This window comes from Paramagnetospirillum magnetotacticum MS-1 (assembly GCF_000829825.1).
Lineage (GTDB): Bacteria > Pseudomonadota > Alphaproteobacteria > Rhodospirillales > Magnetospirillaceae > Phaeospirillum > Phaeospirillum magnetotacticum.
This window is the reverse complement of the sequence record NZ_JXSL01000022.1, coordinates 116,617-132,278: the sequence shown is the minus strand read 5'-3', so window position 1 is coordinate 132,278 and position 15,662 is coordinate 116,617. Positions and strand designations below refer to the sequence as shown.

Annotated in this window: 16 protein-coding genes; 11 read left to right on the top strand and 5 right to left on the bottom strand. The window is 65.4% G+C overall.

From position 1 onward, the window contains the following. The first annotated feature begins 31 nt into the window (after window positions 1-31). Entirely contained in the window at window positions 32-1,573 is a 1,542-nt protein-coding gene (pap, locus tag CCC_RS05710) for a polyphosphate:AMP phosphotransferase (RefSeq protein WP_041040225.1), read from the top strand. Window positions 1,574-1,720: 147 nt separating this feature from the next. Beyond that, window positions 1,721-3,430 (top strand): methyl-accepting chemotaxis protein, encoded by a 1,710-nt coding sequence (locus CCC_RS05705; RefSeq protein ID WP_009870604.1) that lies wholly within the window; start codon window positions 1,721-1,723, stop codon window positions 3,428-3,430. A gap of 452 nt (window positions 3,431-3,882) precedes the next feature. Here CCC_RS05705 and metW read toward each other — a convergent pair whose 3' ends face one another. Next, window positions 3,883-4,509: a methionine biosynthesis protein MetW gene (gene metW / locus CCC_RS05700; RefSeq protein ID WP_009870603.1), complete on the bottom strand. Its 627-nt coding sequence runs from the start codon at window positions 4,507-4,509 to the stop codon at window positions 3,883-3,885. Beyond that, window positions 4,506-5,690 carry a homoserine O-acetyltransferase MetX gene (gene metX / locus CCC_RS05695; protein WP_009870602.1) on the bottom strand — a complete coding sequence of 395 codons (1,185 nt, stop codon included), beginning with the start codon at window positions 5,688-5,690 and terminating at the stop codon, window positions 4,506-4,508. Before metX ends, metW begins: the two co-directional genes overlap by 4 nt. Window positions 5,691-5,826: 136 nt before the next feature. Here metX and CCC_RS05690 point away from each other — a divergent pair, with 136 nt between their 5' ends. From CCC_RS05690 to CCC_RS05675, 4 genes are all read left to right on the top strand, one after another. Then, window positions 5,827-6,702: a chorismate mutase gene (locus CCC_RS05690; RefSeq protein ID WP_009870601.1), complete on the top strand. Its 876-nt coding sequence runs from the start codon at window positions 5,827-5,829 to the stop codon at window positions 6,700-6,702. 29 nt (window positions 6,703-6,731) lie between these two features. Further along, window positions 6,732-7,823: a histidinol-phosphate transaminase gene (hisC, locus tag CCC_RS05685; protein ID WP_009870600.1), complete on the top strand. Its 1,092-nt coding sequence runs from the start codon at window positions 6,732-6,734 to the stop codon at window positions 7,821-7,823. Then, window positions 7,820-8,707, top strand: coding sequence for a prephenate/arogenate dehydrogenase family protein (locus CCC_RS05680; protein WP_009870599.1), 888 nt, complete (start codon window positions 7,820-7,822; stop codon window positions 8,705-8,707). Before hisC ends, CCC_RS05680 begins: the two co-directional genes overlap by 4 nt. Before the next feature lie 114 nt (window positions 8,708-8,821). After that, window positions 8,822-9,646, top strand: coding sequence for a VOC family protein (locus tag CCC_RS05675; protein WP_009870598.1), 825 nt, complete (start codon window positions 8,822-8,824; stop codon window positions 9,644-9,646). Between the two features lie 47 nt (window positions 9,647-9,693). Here the strand turns inward: CCC_RS05675 and CCC_RS05670 are convergent, their stop codons facing one another. Next, window positions 9,694-10,743 (bottom strand): HpcH/HpaI aldolase/citrate lyase family protein, encoded by a 1,050-nt coding sequence (locus CCC_RS05670; protein WP_009870597.1) that lies wholly within the window; start codon window positions 10,741-10,743, stop codon window positions 9,694-9,696. A 189-nt stretch (window positions 10,744-10,932) separates the two neighbouring features. Here CCC_RS05670 and CCC_RS05665 point away from each other — a divergent pair, with 189 nt between their 5' ends. The 3 genes from CCC_RS05665 to CCC_RS05655 are packed head-to-tail and all read left to right on the top strand — an operon-like array spanning window position 10,933 to window position 12,978. Then, window positions 10,933-11,361 (top strand): TadE/TadG family type IV pilus assembly protein, encoded by a 429-nt coding sequence (locus CCC_RS05665; RefSeq protein ID WP_009870596.1) that lies wholly within the window; start codon window positions 10,933-10,935, stop codon window positions 11,359-11,361. Further along, the gene (locus CCC_RS05660; protein ID WP_009870595.1) at window positions 11,361-11,738 is read left to right on the top strand and encodes a TadE/TadG family type IV pilus assembly protein; all 378 of its coding nucleotides are present in this window, start codon (window positions 11,361-11,363) and stop codon (window positions 11,736-11,738) included. The genes CCC_RS05665 and CCC_RS05660 overlap by 1 nt, the downstream gene beginning before the upstream one ends. A gap of 13 nt (window positions 11,739-11,751) precedes the next feature. Then, window positions 11,752-12,978, top strand: coding sequence for a Tad domain-containing protein (locus CCC_RS05655; RefSeq protein WP_009870594.1), 1,227 nt, complete (start codon window positions 11,752-11,754; stop codon window positions 12,976-12,978). A 3-nt stretch (window positions 12,979-12,981) separates the two neighbouring features. Here the strand turns inward: CCC_RS05655 and CCC_RS05650 are convergent, their stop codons facing one another. After that, complete coding sequence (locus CCC_RS05650) at window positions 12,982-13,410, bottom strand: pilus assembly protein N-terminal domain-containing protein (protein ID WP_009870593.1); 429 nt, start codon at window positions 13,408-13,410, stop codon at window positions 12,982-12,984. Between the two features lie 127 nt (window positions 13,411-13,537). Here CCC_RS05650 and CCC_RS05645 point away from each other — a divergent pair, with 127 nt between their 5' ends. Together CCC_RS05645 and CCC_RS05640 are read left to right on the top strand one after the other, a co-directional pair. Next, on the top strand, window positions 13,538-14,299 hold the full coding sequence (locus CCC_RS05645) for a tetratricopeptide repeat protein (protein ID WP_041040223.1): 762 nt from the start codon (window positions 13,538-13,540) through the stop codon (window positions 14,297-14,299). 121 nt (window positions 14,300-14,420) lie between these two features. Continuing rightward, window positions 14,421-14,687, top strand: a complete 267-nt coding sequence (locus tag CCC_RS05640) for a hypothetical protein (RefSeq protein ID WP_009870591.1) — start codon at window positions 14,421-14,423, stop codon at window positions 14,685-14,687. 6 nt (window positions 14,688-14,693) lie between these two features. On the opposite strand, the gene CCC_RS05635 is transcribed toward CCC_RS05640, so the two are convergent. After that, complete coding sequence (locus CCC_RS05635) at window positions 14,694-15,653, bottom strand: type II secretion system F family protein (RefSeq protein ID WP_009870590.1); 960 nt, start codon at window positions 15,651-15,653, stop codon at window positions 14,694-14,696. Window positions 15,654-15,662 lie beyond the last annotated feature (9 nt).

Below are 15,662 nucleotides of genomic sequence, written 5' to 3'. Positions count from 1 at the left end.
TCCGGTTGATTGGGTCATGGGGGGATGGGGCATGTTCGAAGCGGCGGAACTGGGACGCAAGATCTCGCGTGAGGATTTCGATGCCATAGCCCCGGCCTTGCGCACCGAGCTTCTGGCTCTGCAACAGCAACTGCGCGAGGCGGACTTTCCCGTCATCGTGCTGTTCGCCGGTGTGGACGGCGCGGGCAAGAACGAGACCGTCAATCTCCTCAATGAATGGATGGACCCGCGCTGGATCGTGACGCGGGCCTATGGCCCGCCCTCGGACGAGGAGCGCGAGCGCCCCGAATACTGGCGTTATTGGCGCGATCTTCCGCCCAAGGGCAAGGTCGGGCTGTTCATGTCGTCGTGGTACCACCACCCGCTGATCGACCGCGTCACCGACAAGATCACCGCCCCCGAACTGGACGAGCAGTTGGAACGCATCGTCCATTTCGAGAAGACCCTGGCCGATGAAGGCGCCCTGATCCTCAAATTCTGGATGCATCTGTCAGAGAAGGGCCAGAAGAAGCGCCTGAAAAGCCTGGAGAAGGACCCGCTGACCGCCTGGCAGGTCACCAAGCAGGATTGGCAACACTGGGAGATGTACGACAAGTTCATCTCCACCGCCGAGCGCCTGATCATGCAGACCAGCAAGGGCCACGCCCCCTGGCAGATCGTCGAGGGTGCCGATCCCCGCTATCGCTCGGCGGTGGTGCTTCAGACCCTGAAGGAGGCCATTACCAAGCATTTCGCCGCGCGCGACGCAGTCAAGAAGGTCAATGCCGAGATCAAGGACAAGGCCAAGGCCAAGGCGAAGAAGGGCGGAGCCGAGCCCAGCGTCCTGGCGTCGCAGCCCTCCATCCTGTCGTCCCTGGACATGACCTTGTCCCTGGAAGGTCCCGACTACAACAAGGCCCTGCAGGAACAGCGCGCCCGCCTTGCCCATCTCTACCATGTGGCCAAGCAGAAGGGCGTCTCCACCGCCCTGGTCTTCGAAGGTTGGGACGCAGCCGGCAAGGGCGGCACCATCCGCCGCCTGACCAATGCGCTGAACGCGCGCGACTATCAGGTCATTCCCATCGCCGCCCCCACCGAGGAAGAACGCGCCCAGCATTATCTCTGGCGCTTCTGGCGTCACATCGCGCGGGCCGGGCGCGTGACCGTGTTCGACCGCTCCTGGTATGGGCGCGTCCTGGTTGAGAGGGTCGAGGGCTTCTGCACCGAGGAAGCCTGGCGCCGCGCCTATGGCGAAATCGTCGATTTCGAGAAGCAGATCACCGATCACGGTATCGTCATGTGCAAGTTCTGGCTGCACATCACCGCCGAGGAGCAGCTGGCCCGCTTCAACGCCCGTGGCGAAATCGAATACAAGAAGTGGAAGCTGACCGACGAGGATTGGCGCAACCGCGAGCAATGGGGCGTCTACGAACAGGCGGTCAACGACATGGTGGAGCGCACCTCCACCACCAACGCGCCCTGGACCCTGGTCGAGGCCAATTCCAAGTCCTATGCCCGCGTCAAGGTCATGCGCACCGTCGCCGACGCCCTGGAGGCCGCCCTGGGCAAAGCTGGAAAAAAGAAGAAGGACTAAGCCGTTCCGCGGTGGCGACCCTATCCGACTGAGGTAGTAGACCGAAATCGGTACTTGACTACCGTTTTATTTATACATAAAAACCCCTACATGCGGGAGAAAGAGTGCACCAAACACCACCTCCCGGTTTGCCTGGGGGGGGATAACATGAAGATCGCAATCCGGCTGTGGCTGATCGTGGCCACCGCGCTGTGTGGCATAGCCGCCGTGGTGGCGTCCAGTCTGACGCAGATGAATCATGACCTCATGGACGACCGTGAGGTCAAGACGCGCCACATCGTCGAGGTGGGTCAGTCCTTGCTGTCCCACTTCGAGGAAATGGAACGCGCGGGACGCTTGAGCCGCGAGGAGGCCCAGGCCGCCGCCTTGGCCGCCGTGGCCAAACTGCGCTACGAGGGCACGGAATATCTCTGGGTCCATCGTCTGAACGAATCGGTGATGCTGTCGCATCCCAACGCCAAGTTGATAAATCAGCCCATTCTGGACATGAAGGACCCCAACGGTCTGTTCATCTTCCGCGAGATGAACAAAGCGGTCACGGAAAAGTCCGCCGGTTTCGTCTACTATATGTGGCCCAAGCCGGGCGCCACCGAACCGGTCGCCAAGCTGTCCTATGTCCAGGGCTTCGCCCCCTGGGGCTGGGTGATCGGCAGCGGCATCTATATCGACGACGTCTCCGCCGCTTTCCGCACCCGCGCCGTGCAGTTCGGCGCCGCCGCCCTTGGCATCCTGGCCCTGGTCTGGCTGATCGCCGCCTGGGTGGGACGCGGCATCACCCGCCCCTTAAGCGACGTCACCGCCGCCCTGGACCGCCTGACCAGCGATGACCACAACGTGGAAATCCGCCATACCGAACGAGTCGACGAGATCGGCGCCCTGGCCCGCGGCCTGAAGGTCTTCCAAAAGCATATCGAGGCCGCGACCGAGGCCGCCGCCGAGAAAATGCGCCAACAGGAAGCCGATCTGGCCCGCCAGCAGCGCATCGAGACCCTGACCTCCGAGTTCGATTCCAAGGTGGCCGGGGTGATCAAGTCGGTGGCCGCCGCCGCCGCCCAGATGCAGTCCACCAGCCAGTCCATGTCGGCCATCGCCGAACAGACCGCGCGCCAAAGCACCGCCGTGGCCGCCGCCGCCAATCATGCCGCGCTGAGCGTCCAGACCGTGGCCGCCGCCACCGAGGAGCTTCACGCATCGGAAGCCGAGATCGCCCGGCAGGTGGAGGTCTCCACCGCGCGGTCCCGCACCGCCGTCGAGGAGGCCGAACGCTCCAACGAGATCGTCGGCGGCCTCAATGCCGCCGCTGGCCGCATCGGCGAGGTGGTGGCGTTGATCAACGACATCGCCTCCCAGACCAATCTGCTGGCGCTGAACGCCACCATTGAGGCGGCCCGCGCCGGTGAGGCGGGTAAGGGCTTCGCCGTGGTCGCCAACGAGGTCAAGACCCTGGCCAACCAGACCGCGCGCGCCACCGACGAAATCACCTCGCAGATCGGGGAAGTGCAGTCGGCCGCCACCCAGGCCGCCGAGGCCATCGCCGCCATCGTGCGCACCATCGCCGAGATCGACGAGACCTCGTCGGTGGTGGCCATCGCCGTGGATCAGCAAACGGCCGCCACCACCGAGATCGCACGCAGCATCGAGCAGGCCGCCACCGGCACCGCCGAGGTTTCGAGCAATATCGGAGAGGTGAGCGACGCCGCCCGCCATGCCGGCTCGACCGCCAGCGAAGTGCTGGCCGCCGCCGCCGAACTGACCGGTCAGGCCGACGCCCTGCGCGCCGAGGTCGAACAGTTCCTCGGCGCCATCCATTCGGGAGACAAGTCCGCGCCGCATCTGACCCTGGTGGCGGCTGAGTAGCACTCTGTTCTCGCCTTTCGTCTTGGCCGGGCTTGTCCCGGCCATCCACGCGGCACCGCCTGAATGTCTTCCAACGAAGAATGACGGACGGGCAGGAATGGATCACCGGGTCAAGCCCACTGCTGTCCGGCTTAAATTTCAACGAGCCCGAATGGCCGTGCCGATGCGGGCTCCAACTGTTCATGGACACGGATAGACACGGATGCCGCTTCGCGGCCACGGATGATCACGGATAAGAAAAATTCCGTGTCGTCATCCTGGGCAGGCTCGGATGGGGAGCCGGAAAAGAGCACATTTCCGTGTTTATCCGTGAAAGGTGCGAAGCACCGCATCCGCGTTATCCGCGTCTCGTGACTCCACGCCAGCCGTCTCAAATTAAACCGGACACCAGTGGATCAAGCCCGGTGATGACGACGGAAAAGGGATGTCCCCGTGCCGGAAGGCCCGCCCCGTTACCCTTCGCGCGACAGCACGAACAATCCCTGATCGGCGAACAGATTGGCGATTCCCTCGCAAGAGGGGATCGCCATGGTCCTGCCGCTGCGGTCCAACGGGATGGAACGCTCCACCCTGATGCCGAGATCCCGGCACAAATCCAGGAAGTCGCGGATGGTGCAGAAGTGGATATTGGGGGTGTCGTACCACTCATAAGCCAGGGTATCGGTCACCGGCATGCGGCCATGGGTCAGCAGATGCAGACGCACCCGCCAATGGCCGAAATTGGGAAAGGACACGATGGCGCGCCGCCCGATGCGCAGCATATTGGACAACACCGTGCGCGGCGCATAGGTGGCCTGCAGCGTCTGGCTGAGAATCACGTAATCGAAGGCGCCGGACGGATAGTCCTTGAGATCCGTGTCGGCGTCGCCCTGGATCACCGACAGACCATGGGACACCGCCGCCGACACACCGGCCATGGACAATTCGATGCCGCGCCCGTCCACGTTCTTGGTGCGCCCCAGCCAGTCCAGCAGGGCGCCTTCGCCGCAGCCCACGTCCAGCACCCTCGAACCGGGCTCCACCATATCGGCGATCAGCCTGAGATCGACGCGCAGATTGCCGTTGGAGATGGTCATCATGGTCCGGCTCCGCTCGTCTGGCGCGGTAGGCCACGATGGGCGGCGGCGCCGTCCAGGAAACCGGTCAGGGTGGCGTGGAATTCGGGCTCATCCAGCAAGAAGGCGTCGTGCCCCTTGTCCGACTTGATCTCGACGAAACTGACATTGGCGGCCACCGCGTTCAGAGCATGCACCACCGCCCGGCTTTCCGAGGTGGGGAACAGCCAGTCGCTGGTGAAGCTGACCACGCAAAAGCGGGTGCGCGTGCCGCGGAAGGCATTGGCCAGCACACCGCCGTTTTCCGCCGCCAGATCGAAATAATCCATGGCCCGCGTGATGTAGAGATAGGAATTGGCGTCGAAACGGTCGACGAAGGTGGATCCCTGGTGGCGCAGATAGCTTTCCACCTGGAAATCGGCGTCGAAGCCATAGGTGACGGTGTCGCGGTTCTGCAGGTTGCGCCCGAATTTCTGGTGCAGGGCGGGCTCGGACAGATAGGTGATGTGCGCCGCCATGCGCGCCACCGCCAGACCGCGATGGGGCCGCTTGCCCTCTTTCAGGTAATTGCCGTCGCACCAGTCGGGATCGGCCATGATGGCCTGGCGCCCCACTTCGTGGAAGGCGATGTTCTGGGCCGAATGACGGGCGGCCGCCGCGATGGGAATGGCCGAGAACACCCGCTCGGGGTAGGTCTGCGCCCATTTCAGCACCTGCATGCCGCCCATGGAGCCGCCCACCACGCAGAACAGCTGGTCGATGCCCAGATGATCCACCAGCCGGGCCTGGACCTTGACCATGTCGCCGATGGTGATGACCGGAAAATCCAGTCCCCAGGGCTGGCCGGTCTCCTGGTTCTCGTCCATGGGCCCCGTGGTGCCCATGCAGCCGCCCAGCACATTGGAGCAGATCAGGAAATAACGGTCGGTATCGAAGACCCGGCCCGGCCCCACCAGTTCGCTCCACCAGCCGGGCTTGGCAGTGATGGGGTGAGGATCGGCCACATAATGGTCGCCGGTCAGCGCGTGACAGATAAGGATGGCGTTGGATTTGTCGGCATTGAGGCTGCCATAGGTCTGATAGGCCACCTGAATCGGCCCAAGTTCCACCCCGCAATCCAGGCGAATCGGCCGGTCGCGCCCCAGTTCGACCTTGAGGCCGAGGGCGTTGGGGGAAACAGTCGGAACGGTCTCGTTCAGGCTCATGGGCTCACGCGCCGTGACAGGGAATGGATTAGCTATGGTCGCCGAGGGGGACTGTCAACGTTTTCTTTGATTTCCGGGCCAAGCCGCACTAAACCTATCCCCCTTGGACCCACCAGTTCCGGCCCCAAATTCCGCCATGACCCAGGACAGCGCAGCCCTCGAGCAGCTCCGTCGTGAAATTGATCGCATCGACGATCAGTTGCACGATCTGCTGATGCGCCGCACCAGCCTGGTGGGCAGCATCGCCGCGGCCAAGGCCGACAAGCGGGTGACGCTGCGCCCCGGGCGCGAGGCGCAGATCCTGCGCCGCCTGCTGCTCCGTCACACGGGCGAGTTCCCCAAACTGGCCGTCATCCGCATCTGGCGCGAAATCGTCGGCGCGCTGACCGGGTTGCAGGCTCCGCTCAACGTGGCGGTCCACGCCGCGGGACGCTCCACCGCCGCCATCGAACTGGCCCGCAACCATTTCGGCGTGGTGGCGCCGCTGCACGCCTATCGCAGCCCTGGACAGGTGGTGCGCGCCATTGCCGACGGCATCGCCACGGTAGGCGTGATTCCGCTGACCCCCGGAACCGAGGCCGCCGACGAGGCCGAGCCGTGGTGGACCAGCCTGATGCTGGAAAGCGGCGATGCGCCGCGCGTGGTGGCCCGCCTGCCCTTCGCCCCCACCCAGCCGGTCAAGGGCGCGGCGGAGCCCCTTCAGGCCCTGGTCATCGCGTGCCGCGACCACGACGAATCCGGCGACGACCGCACCCTGGCGGTGCTGGAGACCGGCCCCGATGTCAGCCGCGACCGCCTGCGCGCCATTCTGGCGGCCGGGGGACTGGAGCCCGCCGAACTGCTGGCCATCCACCGTCATGGCGCCCAGTGGCTGCACATGGTGGAGATTCTGGGCCATGTGACCGCCGCCGATCCCCGGCTGGCCGCCCTGGTGGCGCCCAAGGATCCCGTCGGCCGCATCGCGGTGATCGGCGGCTATGCCACCCCTTTCGCGCCAGAAACGCTCGTCTGACCCTTTTCTTTCAAGCTGGAGATAGAACCGTGACCGCACCCGCGCCCCGCCCCGGCATCATGGACATCAAGGCCTATGTCGGCGGCGAGTCCGCCATCGAAGGCGTCGACCGCATCCTCAAGCTGTCTTCCAACGAAGGCGCGCTGGGCCCCAGCCCCAAGGCCATGGAGGCGCTGCGCGCCATGGCGCCCGAGATGCACCGCTACCCCGACGGCGGCGCCGAGGAATTGCGCAAGGCCATCGCGGCCCGCTTCAAGCTGGACGCGGCCCGCATCGTCTGCGGCGCCGGTTCCGACGAATTGCTGGGCATCCTGTGCCGCGCCTATGCCGGTCCCGGCGATGAAGTGCTGTACTCGGCCCATGGCTTCCTGATGTACGCCATCGCCGCCAAGGCCTGCGGCGCTACGCCCGTCACCGCGCCGGAAGTGGATCTGACCGCCAATGTGGACAATCTGCTCAAGGCCGTGACGCCCCGGACCAAGATCTTGTTCCTGGCCAATCCCAACAATCCGACCGGCACCTACCTTCCGGCCTCGGAAGTGGCCCGCCTGCGCGCCGGCTTGCGCTCGGACGTCTTGCTGGTCATCGACGCCGCCTATACCGAATTCGTCAGCCGCAACGACTATTCCGGCGGGCTGGAGCTGGTGGAAGCGGGCGACAATGTGGTGGTCTGCCGCACCTTCTCCAAGATGTACGCCCTGGGTGGTCTGCGTCTGGGCTGGGCCTATTGCCCGGAGAATGTGGCGGGCGTGCTGAACCGGGTCCGCAACCCCTTCAATGTGGGTGCCCCGGCCCTGGCTGCCGGTCTGGCCGCCTTCAACGACACCGCCTATGCCGATCTGTGCAAGAGCCACAACGACTACTGGCTGCCCTGGCTGTCGGGCCAGATCGCGGCTCTGGGCCTGACCGTCATCCCCAGCGTCTGCAACTTCATCCTGGTGCGCTTCCCCGCCCAGCCGGGCAAGGATGCGGCCTCCGCCGACAAGTTCCTGCGCTCCAAGGGCATCATCGTGCGCGCCATGGGCGGCTATGGCCTGGGCGATAGCTTGCGCATCACCATCGGCACCGGCGAAGAAAACCAGTTGGTGGTCGCGGCCCTGAAAGAGTTCCTGGGAGCATGAGCCAGGAGCCCCTTTTCGACACGGTCTGTTTCGTCGGCATCGGCCTGATCGGTTCGTCCCTGGCGCGGGCCATGCGCAAGCATGGTCTGGCCCGGCGCTTCCTGACGCTCGACCCCAGCGAGAAGGCCCGCAAGGTCGCCGTGGAACTGGGCGTGACCGATGCCGCCAGCGACAATCCGGCGGCCATGATTCCCGATGCCGATCTGGTGGTGATCGGCGCGCCCGTGGGCGCCACCCCGGCGGTGGGCGAGGCCATTGGACCGCATTTGAAGCCCGGCACCATCGTCACCGATGTGGGCTCGGTCAAGCTGTCGGTGATCCGCGATCTCGGCCCCCATATCCCCGAGGGCGTCGAACTGGTTCCCGGCCATCCCATCGCCGGAACCGAGCATTCGGGACCGGAAAACGGCTTTGCCGAACTGTTCGAGGGCCGCTGGCACATCCTGACTCCCGTGACCGGGGGCGATCCCAAGGCCGTGGACAAGGTGGCCGAACTGTGGCGCCGGGTCGGCTCGCAGGTGGAGATCATGGACCCCCACCACCATGACAAGGTGCTGGCCATCACATCCCATCTGCCGCATCTGATCGCCTATACCATCGTGGGCACCGCCAACGATCTGGAGGGCCAGATGCAGCAGGAGGTGATCAAGTTCTCCGCCTCGGGCTTTCGTGACTTCACCCGCATCGCCGCCTCGGATCCCGTCATGTGGCGCGACGTCTTCCTCAACAACCGGGAAGCCGTGCTGGAGGTCATCCAGCGCTTCACCGAGGATTTGACCGCCCTGCAGCGCGCCATCCGCTGGGGCGAGGGCGAGGTGCTGCACAAGCGCTTTTCCGAGACCCGCGCCATCCGCCGCGCCATCATCGACGCCAAGCAGGCTTAGTAATTCGCTCCGTTCATGGATGCCCGGGTCAAGTCCGGGCATGACGGAATAATAGATTTCGTCATTGCCGGGCTTGACTCGGCAATCCATTTCCGTCGCCGGAAGGAACCCGCCATGACCAGCCGCATCACCGGTCTCGACCACGTCATCATCGCCGTGCGCGACCTGGACAAGGCCGCCGCCACCTTCCGCGCCCTGGGCTTCACCCTGGCGACACGGGGCGAGCATGCCGAGTGGGGCACCGCCAATCACTGCATCATGTTCGAGGGCGACTATCTGGAAATCCTGGCGGCGGTGGGCGAAGGCGGCCCAGCCGACCGGGTGCGCGCCTTCACCCATGACAAGGGCGAGGGGCTGATGGGCCTGGTCTGGGGCACCGAGGATGCCGAGGCCGACAGCGCACGCTTAGGCCTCGAGCCGCCCGGCGACCTGTCGCGCAGCATTGAAGGCGACGTGGCGCGCTTCAAGGCCGGTATCTTGCCGCCCGAGACCACACCCGGCATCGCCTCCTTCCTGTGCCAGCATCTGACGCCGGAAAAGCTGCGCCGTCCGGGCTGGACCGAGCATGCGAACACTGCTCTGGGCATCGTCTCGGTCACCGCCCTGATGGCCGAGCCCCTGGACCTGATGCCCGCCTGGGACCGCCTGATCGGCCCGGCGGCCGCCACCGCCACCGACGAACTGGTGACCGTGCATAGCCGCAGCGGCATGGTCTTCCTTTGCCGTCCCGACGATATCGGGCAGATGCATCCCGAGGCCGAGGACGAGGATTTGCCGACGGCCCCCGCCATGGTGGCGCTGACGCTGCGGGTGAAGAACACCGCCGCCGTCGCCCAGGCCCTGAAAGCGGCGGGCATTCCTTACGAGCGCGACCGCCAGGGCAAGGTGGTCATCGCGCCCGAGGATGCCTGCGGCGTGCTGATCGAGTTGCAGGAATAAATAAGGGCCGCAGGCAATGCCTGCGGCCCTTCCTTCAAGCCTTGTGCTTACAGCCCGTAGGCCTGGGCCATCGCCGGGTCCTTGGCGGCGACTGCCTTGGCCAGATCGACAATGACCTTGGCCTGCTTCCAGGTGGCGTCGTCCTGCATCTTGCCGTCGATCATCACCGCGCCGGTGCCGTCGGGCATGGCTTCGAGGATTTTCTTGGCGAACAGCACCTCGGCCACATCGGGGCTGAACACCTTCTTGGCGATGTCGATCTGCTTGGGATGCAGCGACCAGCCACCGGCACAGCCCAGCAGGAAGGCATTGCGGAACTGGGCCTCACAGGCGGCATCGTCGGAGAAATCGCCGAAGGGGCCATAGAAGGCCTTGATCCCCGCCGACTGGCAGGCATCGACCATCTTGGCCACGGTGTAGTGCCACAGATCCTGCTGGAACAGGGTCCGGCCCGGCTTGCCCTCGGTGGAATCTTCCAGCACGCCGTAAAAGGGGTGGCCGCCGCCCACGCGGGTGGTCTTCATGCCGCGCGACGCCGCCAGATCGGCCGGGCCGAGGCTGATGCCGTGCATGCGGGGGCTGGCCTGACAGATGGCCGCCACATTTTCGACGCCCAGCGCGGTCTCGAGGATGGCGTGGATCATGATGGGGCGCTTCACGCCATGCTTGGCCTCCAACTGGGCCAGAAGCTGATCCAGGTAATGGATGTCCCAGGGACCTTCCACCTTGGGCAGCATCACCACGTCCACCTTGTTGCCAGCCTCGCCGACGATGGCATTCATGTCGTCCAGGAACCAGGGCGAGTTCAGGCAGTTGACGCGGGTCCACAGCCCGGTATTGGGATTGTCCCAGGCCTTGGCCACCTCGACGAAACCGGCGCGCGCCGCTTCCTTGGCATCGGCGGGAATGGCGTCTTCCAGATTGCCCAACAGCACGTCCACATTGCGGCCCATCTCGGCGGCCTTGGCGCGCATCTTCTCGTTGTGCGGCGGGAAGAAGTGGATCATGCGTTCCAGACGCACCGGCAGTTCGCGATAGGGGGCGGGCGCGCCGATGGCGAGCGGCTCGAAGAACTTGCGGGGCGGCTTGACGGACATGGGCGCAATCTCCTTGCGGCAAACAACAGTGGGCCGCAATAATGCTTCGTCACATTGCGGTGCACAAGAAGAAAGCGCCCGCCCGGCCAAACTCGGTGTGTGGGGGCAATCACTGACGCCACAGGGAAAAGCCCCTAGACTTTTCCCATGAGGGACAAACACGACGTGACCGCCATGACACGGAAATGGATGAGGCATTGGATCAGGGACGAACGCGGCGTCAGCGCCGTGGAATTCGCGCTGGCCTTGCCCATCCTGGCGCTGATGATGGTTGGCCTTGCCGATATGGGCCTGGCGGTCAACGAGAAGATGCGCCTGACCAGTGCCGTGCGGGCCGGGGCCCAGTCGGGCTATGGCAATTGGAACGACAGCGCCGCCATCATCTCGGCGGTGAAGGATGCGTCGGGAGTTTCGCCCACCGCGCTGACGGTCACCACCGCCACCTCCTGCGCCTGCGCCGACGGCTCCGCCATGGCCTGCGGCAATACCTGTTCCGGCGGCGCGACCCGCACCTATCTCACCGTGACGGCCACGGAACGCTATTCCCTGCTGGTGGATTATCCCGGCCTCAGCGGCCCGGCCAGCCTCAGCGCCACCGCCGTGCTAAGGGTCCAGTGATGTTCCCGCGCCGCCTTGCCGCCTGCACCAGGGGTTCGGTCATGGTGGAATTCGCCATGGTCCTGCCGCTGCTGCTGGGGCTGATGCTGGGCATCATGGAATTCGGCCGCGGCCTGTGGATCAAGCAGAGCCTGCAATTCGCCGTGGAGACCGCCGCCCGCACCGCCCTGGCCGATTCCACCCTGACCGGCGCCAATATCGCCGATGCGGTCAAGGCCAATCTGCCGGGGCTGAAAGACGTGGTCCCCACGGTCACCGTCACCACCACCGCCACCCGGATCAATGTCAGCGCCGCCTATAGTTTTGAATTCCTGGCACCGGGCCTGTTTCCCTTCGGGCCGCTGGTGATCAGCGCCCAGAGCAACACGCCCCGGTAAGAGGAGGCGGAGCATGAACCTCAAGACCCTGATACGCCGCCTCTGCACCGGAACCGAGGGAGCCGTGGCCATCATGGTGGGCATCGGCATGACCGCCATGATCGGCTTCCTGGCTTTGGGCACCGAAACCGGCCTGTGGTACGCGGCCAAGCGCAATCTGCAAAGCGTCGCCGATGCCGCCGCGCTGGGCGGGGCCTTCGAACTGGGAAGCGGCTCCAACAGTTCCGTGATCTCGGCGGCGGCCATTCAGGATGCGGGGCGCAACGGCTTCCAGGCCACAGGCGGCGCCACCATCGCCGTCCACACGCCGCCTGCCAGCGGCAAATACGCGGGCAACCCGCAGATGGTCGAGGTCAGCGTTTCCCAGCCCACCACCTTGTTGTTTTCGGCCCTGTTCCTGAAGTCGCTGCAAGTCAACGCCCGCGCCGTGGCCAAGACCGGATCGGTGGGCGATGCCTGCATCCTGGCCTTGGACAATGTGATCAATGACGCCGCCTATTTCACCGGCAGCGCCACGGTCACCTTGCATAATTGCGGCATCGCCGCCAATTCCTCATCCTCCAATGCCGTGGTCGTCTCGGGCAGCGCCACGGTCACCACCGCCTTCGTCCAGTCGGTGGGCGGCTATGACATATCGGGATCGGGCGTACTACATGCCGGAACCATCATCACCCATGCCGCCGCCACCGCCGATCCCTATGCCGGTCTGTCCGCCCCCAGCGCGGCGTCCTGCGCCAGTGTGCCCAAGACCAAGGACTTCACCTTAAGCCCCGGCACCTATTGCGGCGGGCTGACCTTCCAGGGCAACGTCTTCCTCAATCCGGGAGTCTATGTGATCAGCGGCGGCACCTTCAAGATCACCGCCCAGGCCACCGTCTTCGGCACCGGCGTCACTTTCGTGCTGATCAACAACGCCAAGCTGGACGTCACCGGCGGCAGTGCCATCACCATTACCGCCCCCACCGCGGGCATCTGGGCGGGCGTCGCCTTTTTCAGCGACCGCAAAAACGAACTTCAGGTCAACAAGCTGAACGGCAATTCGGTCACCAATATCACCGGCGCCATCTATATGCCGTCGCAGGAGCTGGATTTCTCAGGCGGCAACGGCACCGACGCTTCGGGCTGCACCCGGCTGATCGCCGACTTCGTGAAGTTCATCGGCAATTCGTCCCTGGGCAACAGTTGCGCGGCCACGGGCGTGGCCTCGGGCGCCTCGCTGCGGCCGGTTCTGGTGGAATAGGGATCAGCGATGGGCCTTGAAGGGGCTTTCGCCCGACAGGGTATTGGCCGGGGCGCAAGTGGCGACGCCGCAATCGACGATGGCGGTGGCGCCGCCCGGCACCCAGGTCTTGCCGGTGCCATAGCGCAGCGTCACCGAATTGGCGCCGCCCGCCAGAACCACCACCTGACGCTCGGCCAGCACGCCGCCGCCAGCATCAAGGGCCACCAGACTGGTGGCGCCCGGACCCTTGCCGAACACGGTGACCGAGCCCGGCCCATCGACAGAGACATCGGCGATGGCGGGATTGCCCACCACCACCGTGCGGACCCCGCCGCGCATGGGCAAGACGATAGCGCCGCCCAGGGGCAGCTCCAGCGCCTCGGAGGCCTGCGCGGCCTGGGGCGCGGCCCAGACCAGGGCGGCGAGCAGGGGGGGCAGGAAGCGGTTCATGGCGTACCTCGGGAGATCACGGCGACGGCACTATCTTAGGCATGAATGAAGCCCGCCACAGTGCAGGCCTTCACAAAGCTGTAGAAACCAAGGCAGAGTACCCCGTTCGCTTGGGAGAGTCAGGATCATGATCGGACGCTTTGCCGTATTCGCCCTGCCTTTGGCCCTGGCCCTAGGCGCCTGCACCCTGACTGGTGGCGGCGTCGAGAACGGCGGTCTGTCCGCCGGGGTGGAGCCCTCCTTGCGCGCAGCCGCCGCTGCGGCCGAATCGGGACGCGACTATCAGGGCGCCGCCCAGCACCTTTCCACCCTTTACCAGAACCGCCCCACGGATTCAGGCCTCGCCATCGCCCTGGCCCGCAATCTGCGTTATTCCGGCCAGGGACAGGCGGCGGCCGATCTGATGCAGTCCCATCTGGCCCGCTCGGGCCGCGAGGCCCTGACCCTGCTGGAACTGGGCAAGGACTATCTGGCCGCCGACCGCGCCTCGCTGGCCATCAAGATGCTGGAGGAAGCCCGTATCCTAGCGCCCGACAATTGGGACATCCATTCCACCTTGGGGGTGGCGCTGGATTCCCAGGGCCGCGCCGCCGAGGCCCAATCCGCCTATGCCCGCGCCCTGGAGATCACCCCCGACAATGCCGCCGTGCTGAACAATCTCGGCCTGTCCCAGGCCCTGGCCGGGCAGTTGGACGCGGGACTGGCGACGCTGTCGCGTGCCGCCGACCTGCCCGCCGCCACCGCCCAGGTCCGACAGAACCTGGCTCTGCTGACGGCCCTGAAGGGCGACGGAGACGGGGCCGAACGCATGGCGCGCCGCGACCTCTCGGCCGAACAGGCGCGGATCAATATCGAGACACTTCGCGCCCTGGCCGCCTCCGCCCGGTGAACGGCGGCGGGAAAAGCTCCAACTCAATACAACTCGCGTCTGGCAACCAGATCCCCAGCCCCTGATAAATAGATCAGGGCGGATATACAACTGTTCCGCCGGAACAGATTGCGAGACGGCCATGGTGAACTACTGCATTCGGGGAAACGTGGACATTTCCGGTGGCTACATCTTCGATCTCTTCATGGAGATGGAAGACTGGCTGAAGCGCCATTGCAAAGCCCCCTTCGCCATCAGCCGTTACGACGAGGTCAAGTTCACCCACAGGCAGGACGCCGAGGTCTTCGCCCGGAAGTGGTTCGAGACCGGGCGCTGGCAATTGCAGGAGATCAAACCGTCTTGCCCGGCAGGGCGCTGCCATGCCGAAGGCGTCCCCTGCCCGGCCTAGGCTCCGTCACTTCAGCATCCCCGACACCTGCAGCGCCGCCGGACCGGCGATCATCAGGAACAGCACCGGCAGGAAGAAGACGATCATGGGCACGGTCAGCTTGGCCGGCAGGGCGGCGGCTTTCTTTTCGGCGGCGGCCATGCGGCTTTCGCGGTTTTCCTGGGACAGCACCTTCAGCGCCTGAGCCACAGGCGTGCCGTATTTCTCCGACTGGATCAGGGCGGTGGACAGCGACTTGACCTGAGGCAGGCCGGTGCGCCCGGCGAAATTTTCCCAGGCCTGACGGCGATCGGCCAGGAAGGCCAGTTCGGCGGCGGTGAGGCCGATTTCCTCGGCCATTTCCGGCGAGCTGTTCATCATCTCCTCGGTGACGCGGCCCAGCGCCGTCTCCACCGACAACCCGGCATCGACGCAGATGACGATGAGGTCCAGCGCATCGGGAAAGGCGCGGCCAAGGGCCAATTGCCGTTTCTGCACCGCATTGGCCAGCCAGATATTGGGTAACAATCCCCCGGCCCCCATGGCCACCGCCAGGATCATGGCGCGGATCATCAGCGGCTGCTCGTCAAACAAGGTGGTGGCGTAGATCAGGCCCAATGCCAGCAGCAGAACCGGCAAAGCCACGCGGGCGAAGATGAAGGTGAGCGGCGCCGCCTGGCCCCGCCAGCCCGCCTGGGCCAGCTTGGCCTTCAGCGCCTTGGCCTCCATCAGGTCCTGCAGCTTGAGACGGTCGATGACGGCGCGCATCAGGGCGACGCGGCGCTGAGGCATGGCGCCACGTCTGCGCCCCGAGCCGCGCGCCTGGTCCAGATCGGCCTTTTGCCGCTCGGACAATTCCCGGCGGCGGCCCGACACCGCCTTGATGCGGGCGGCGCGGCGGTCCCTGGCCAAGAGCGGCAGGGCCAGGGCCAGCACCGAAGCCGCCGCCGCCAAGGCCGCCGTGATCACGATGAGGGTGGTCAGCATCCCGCCCTC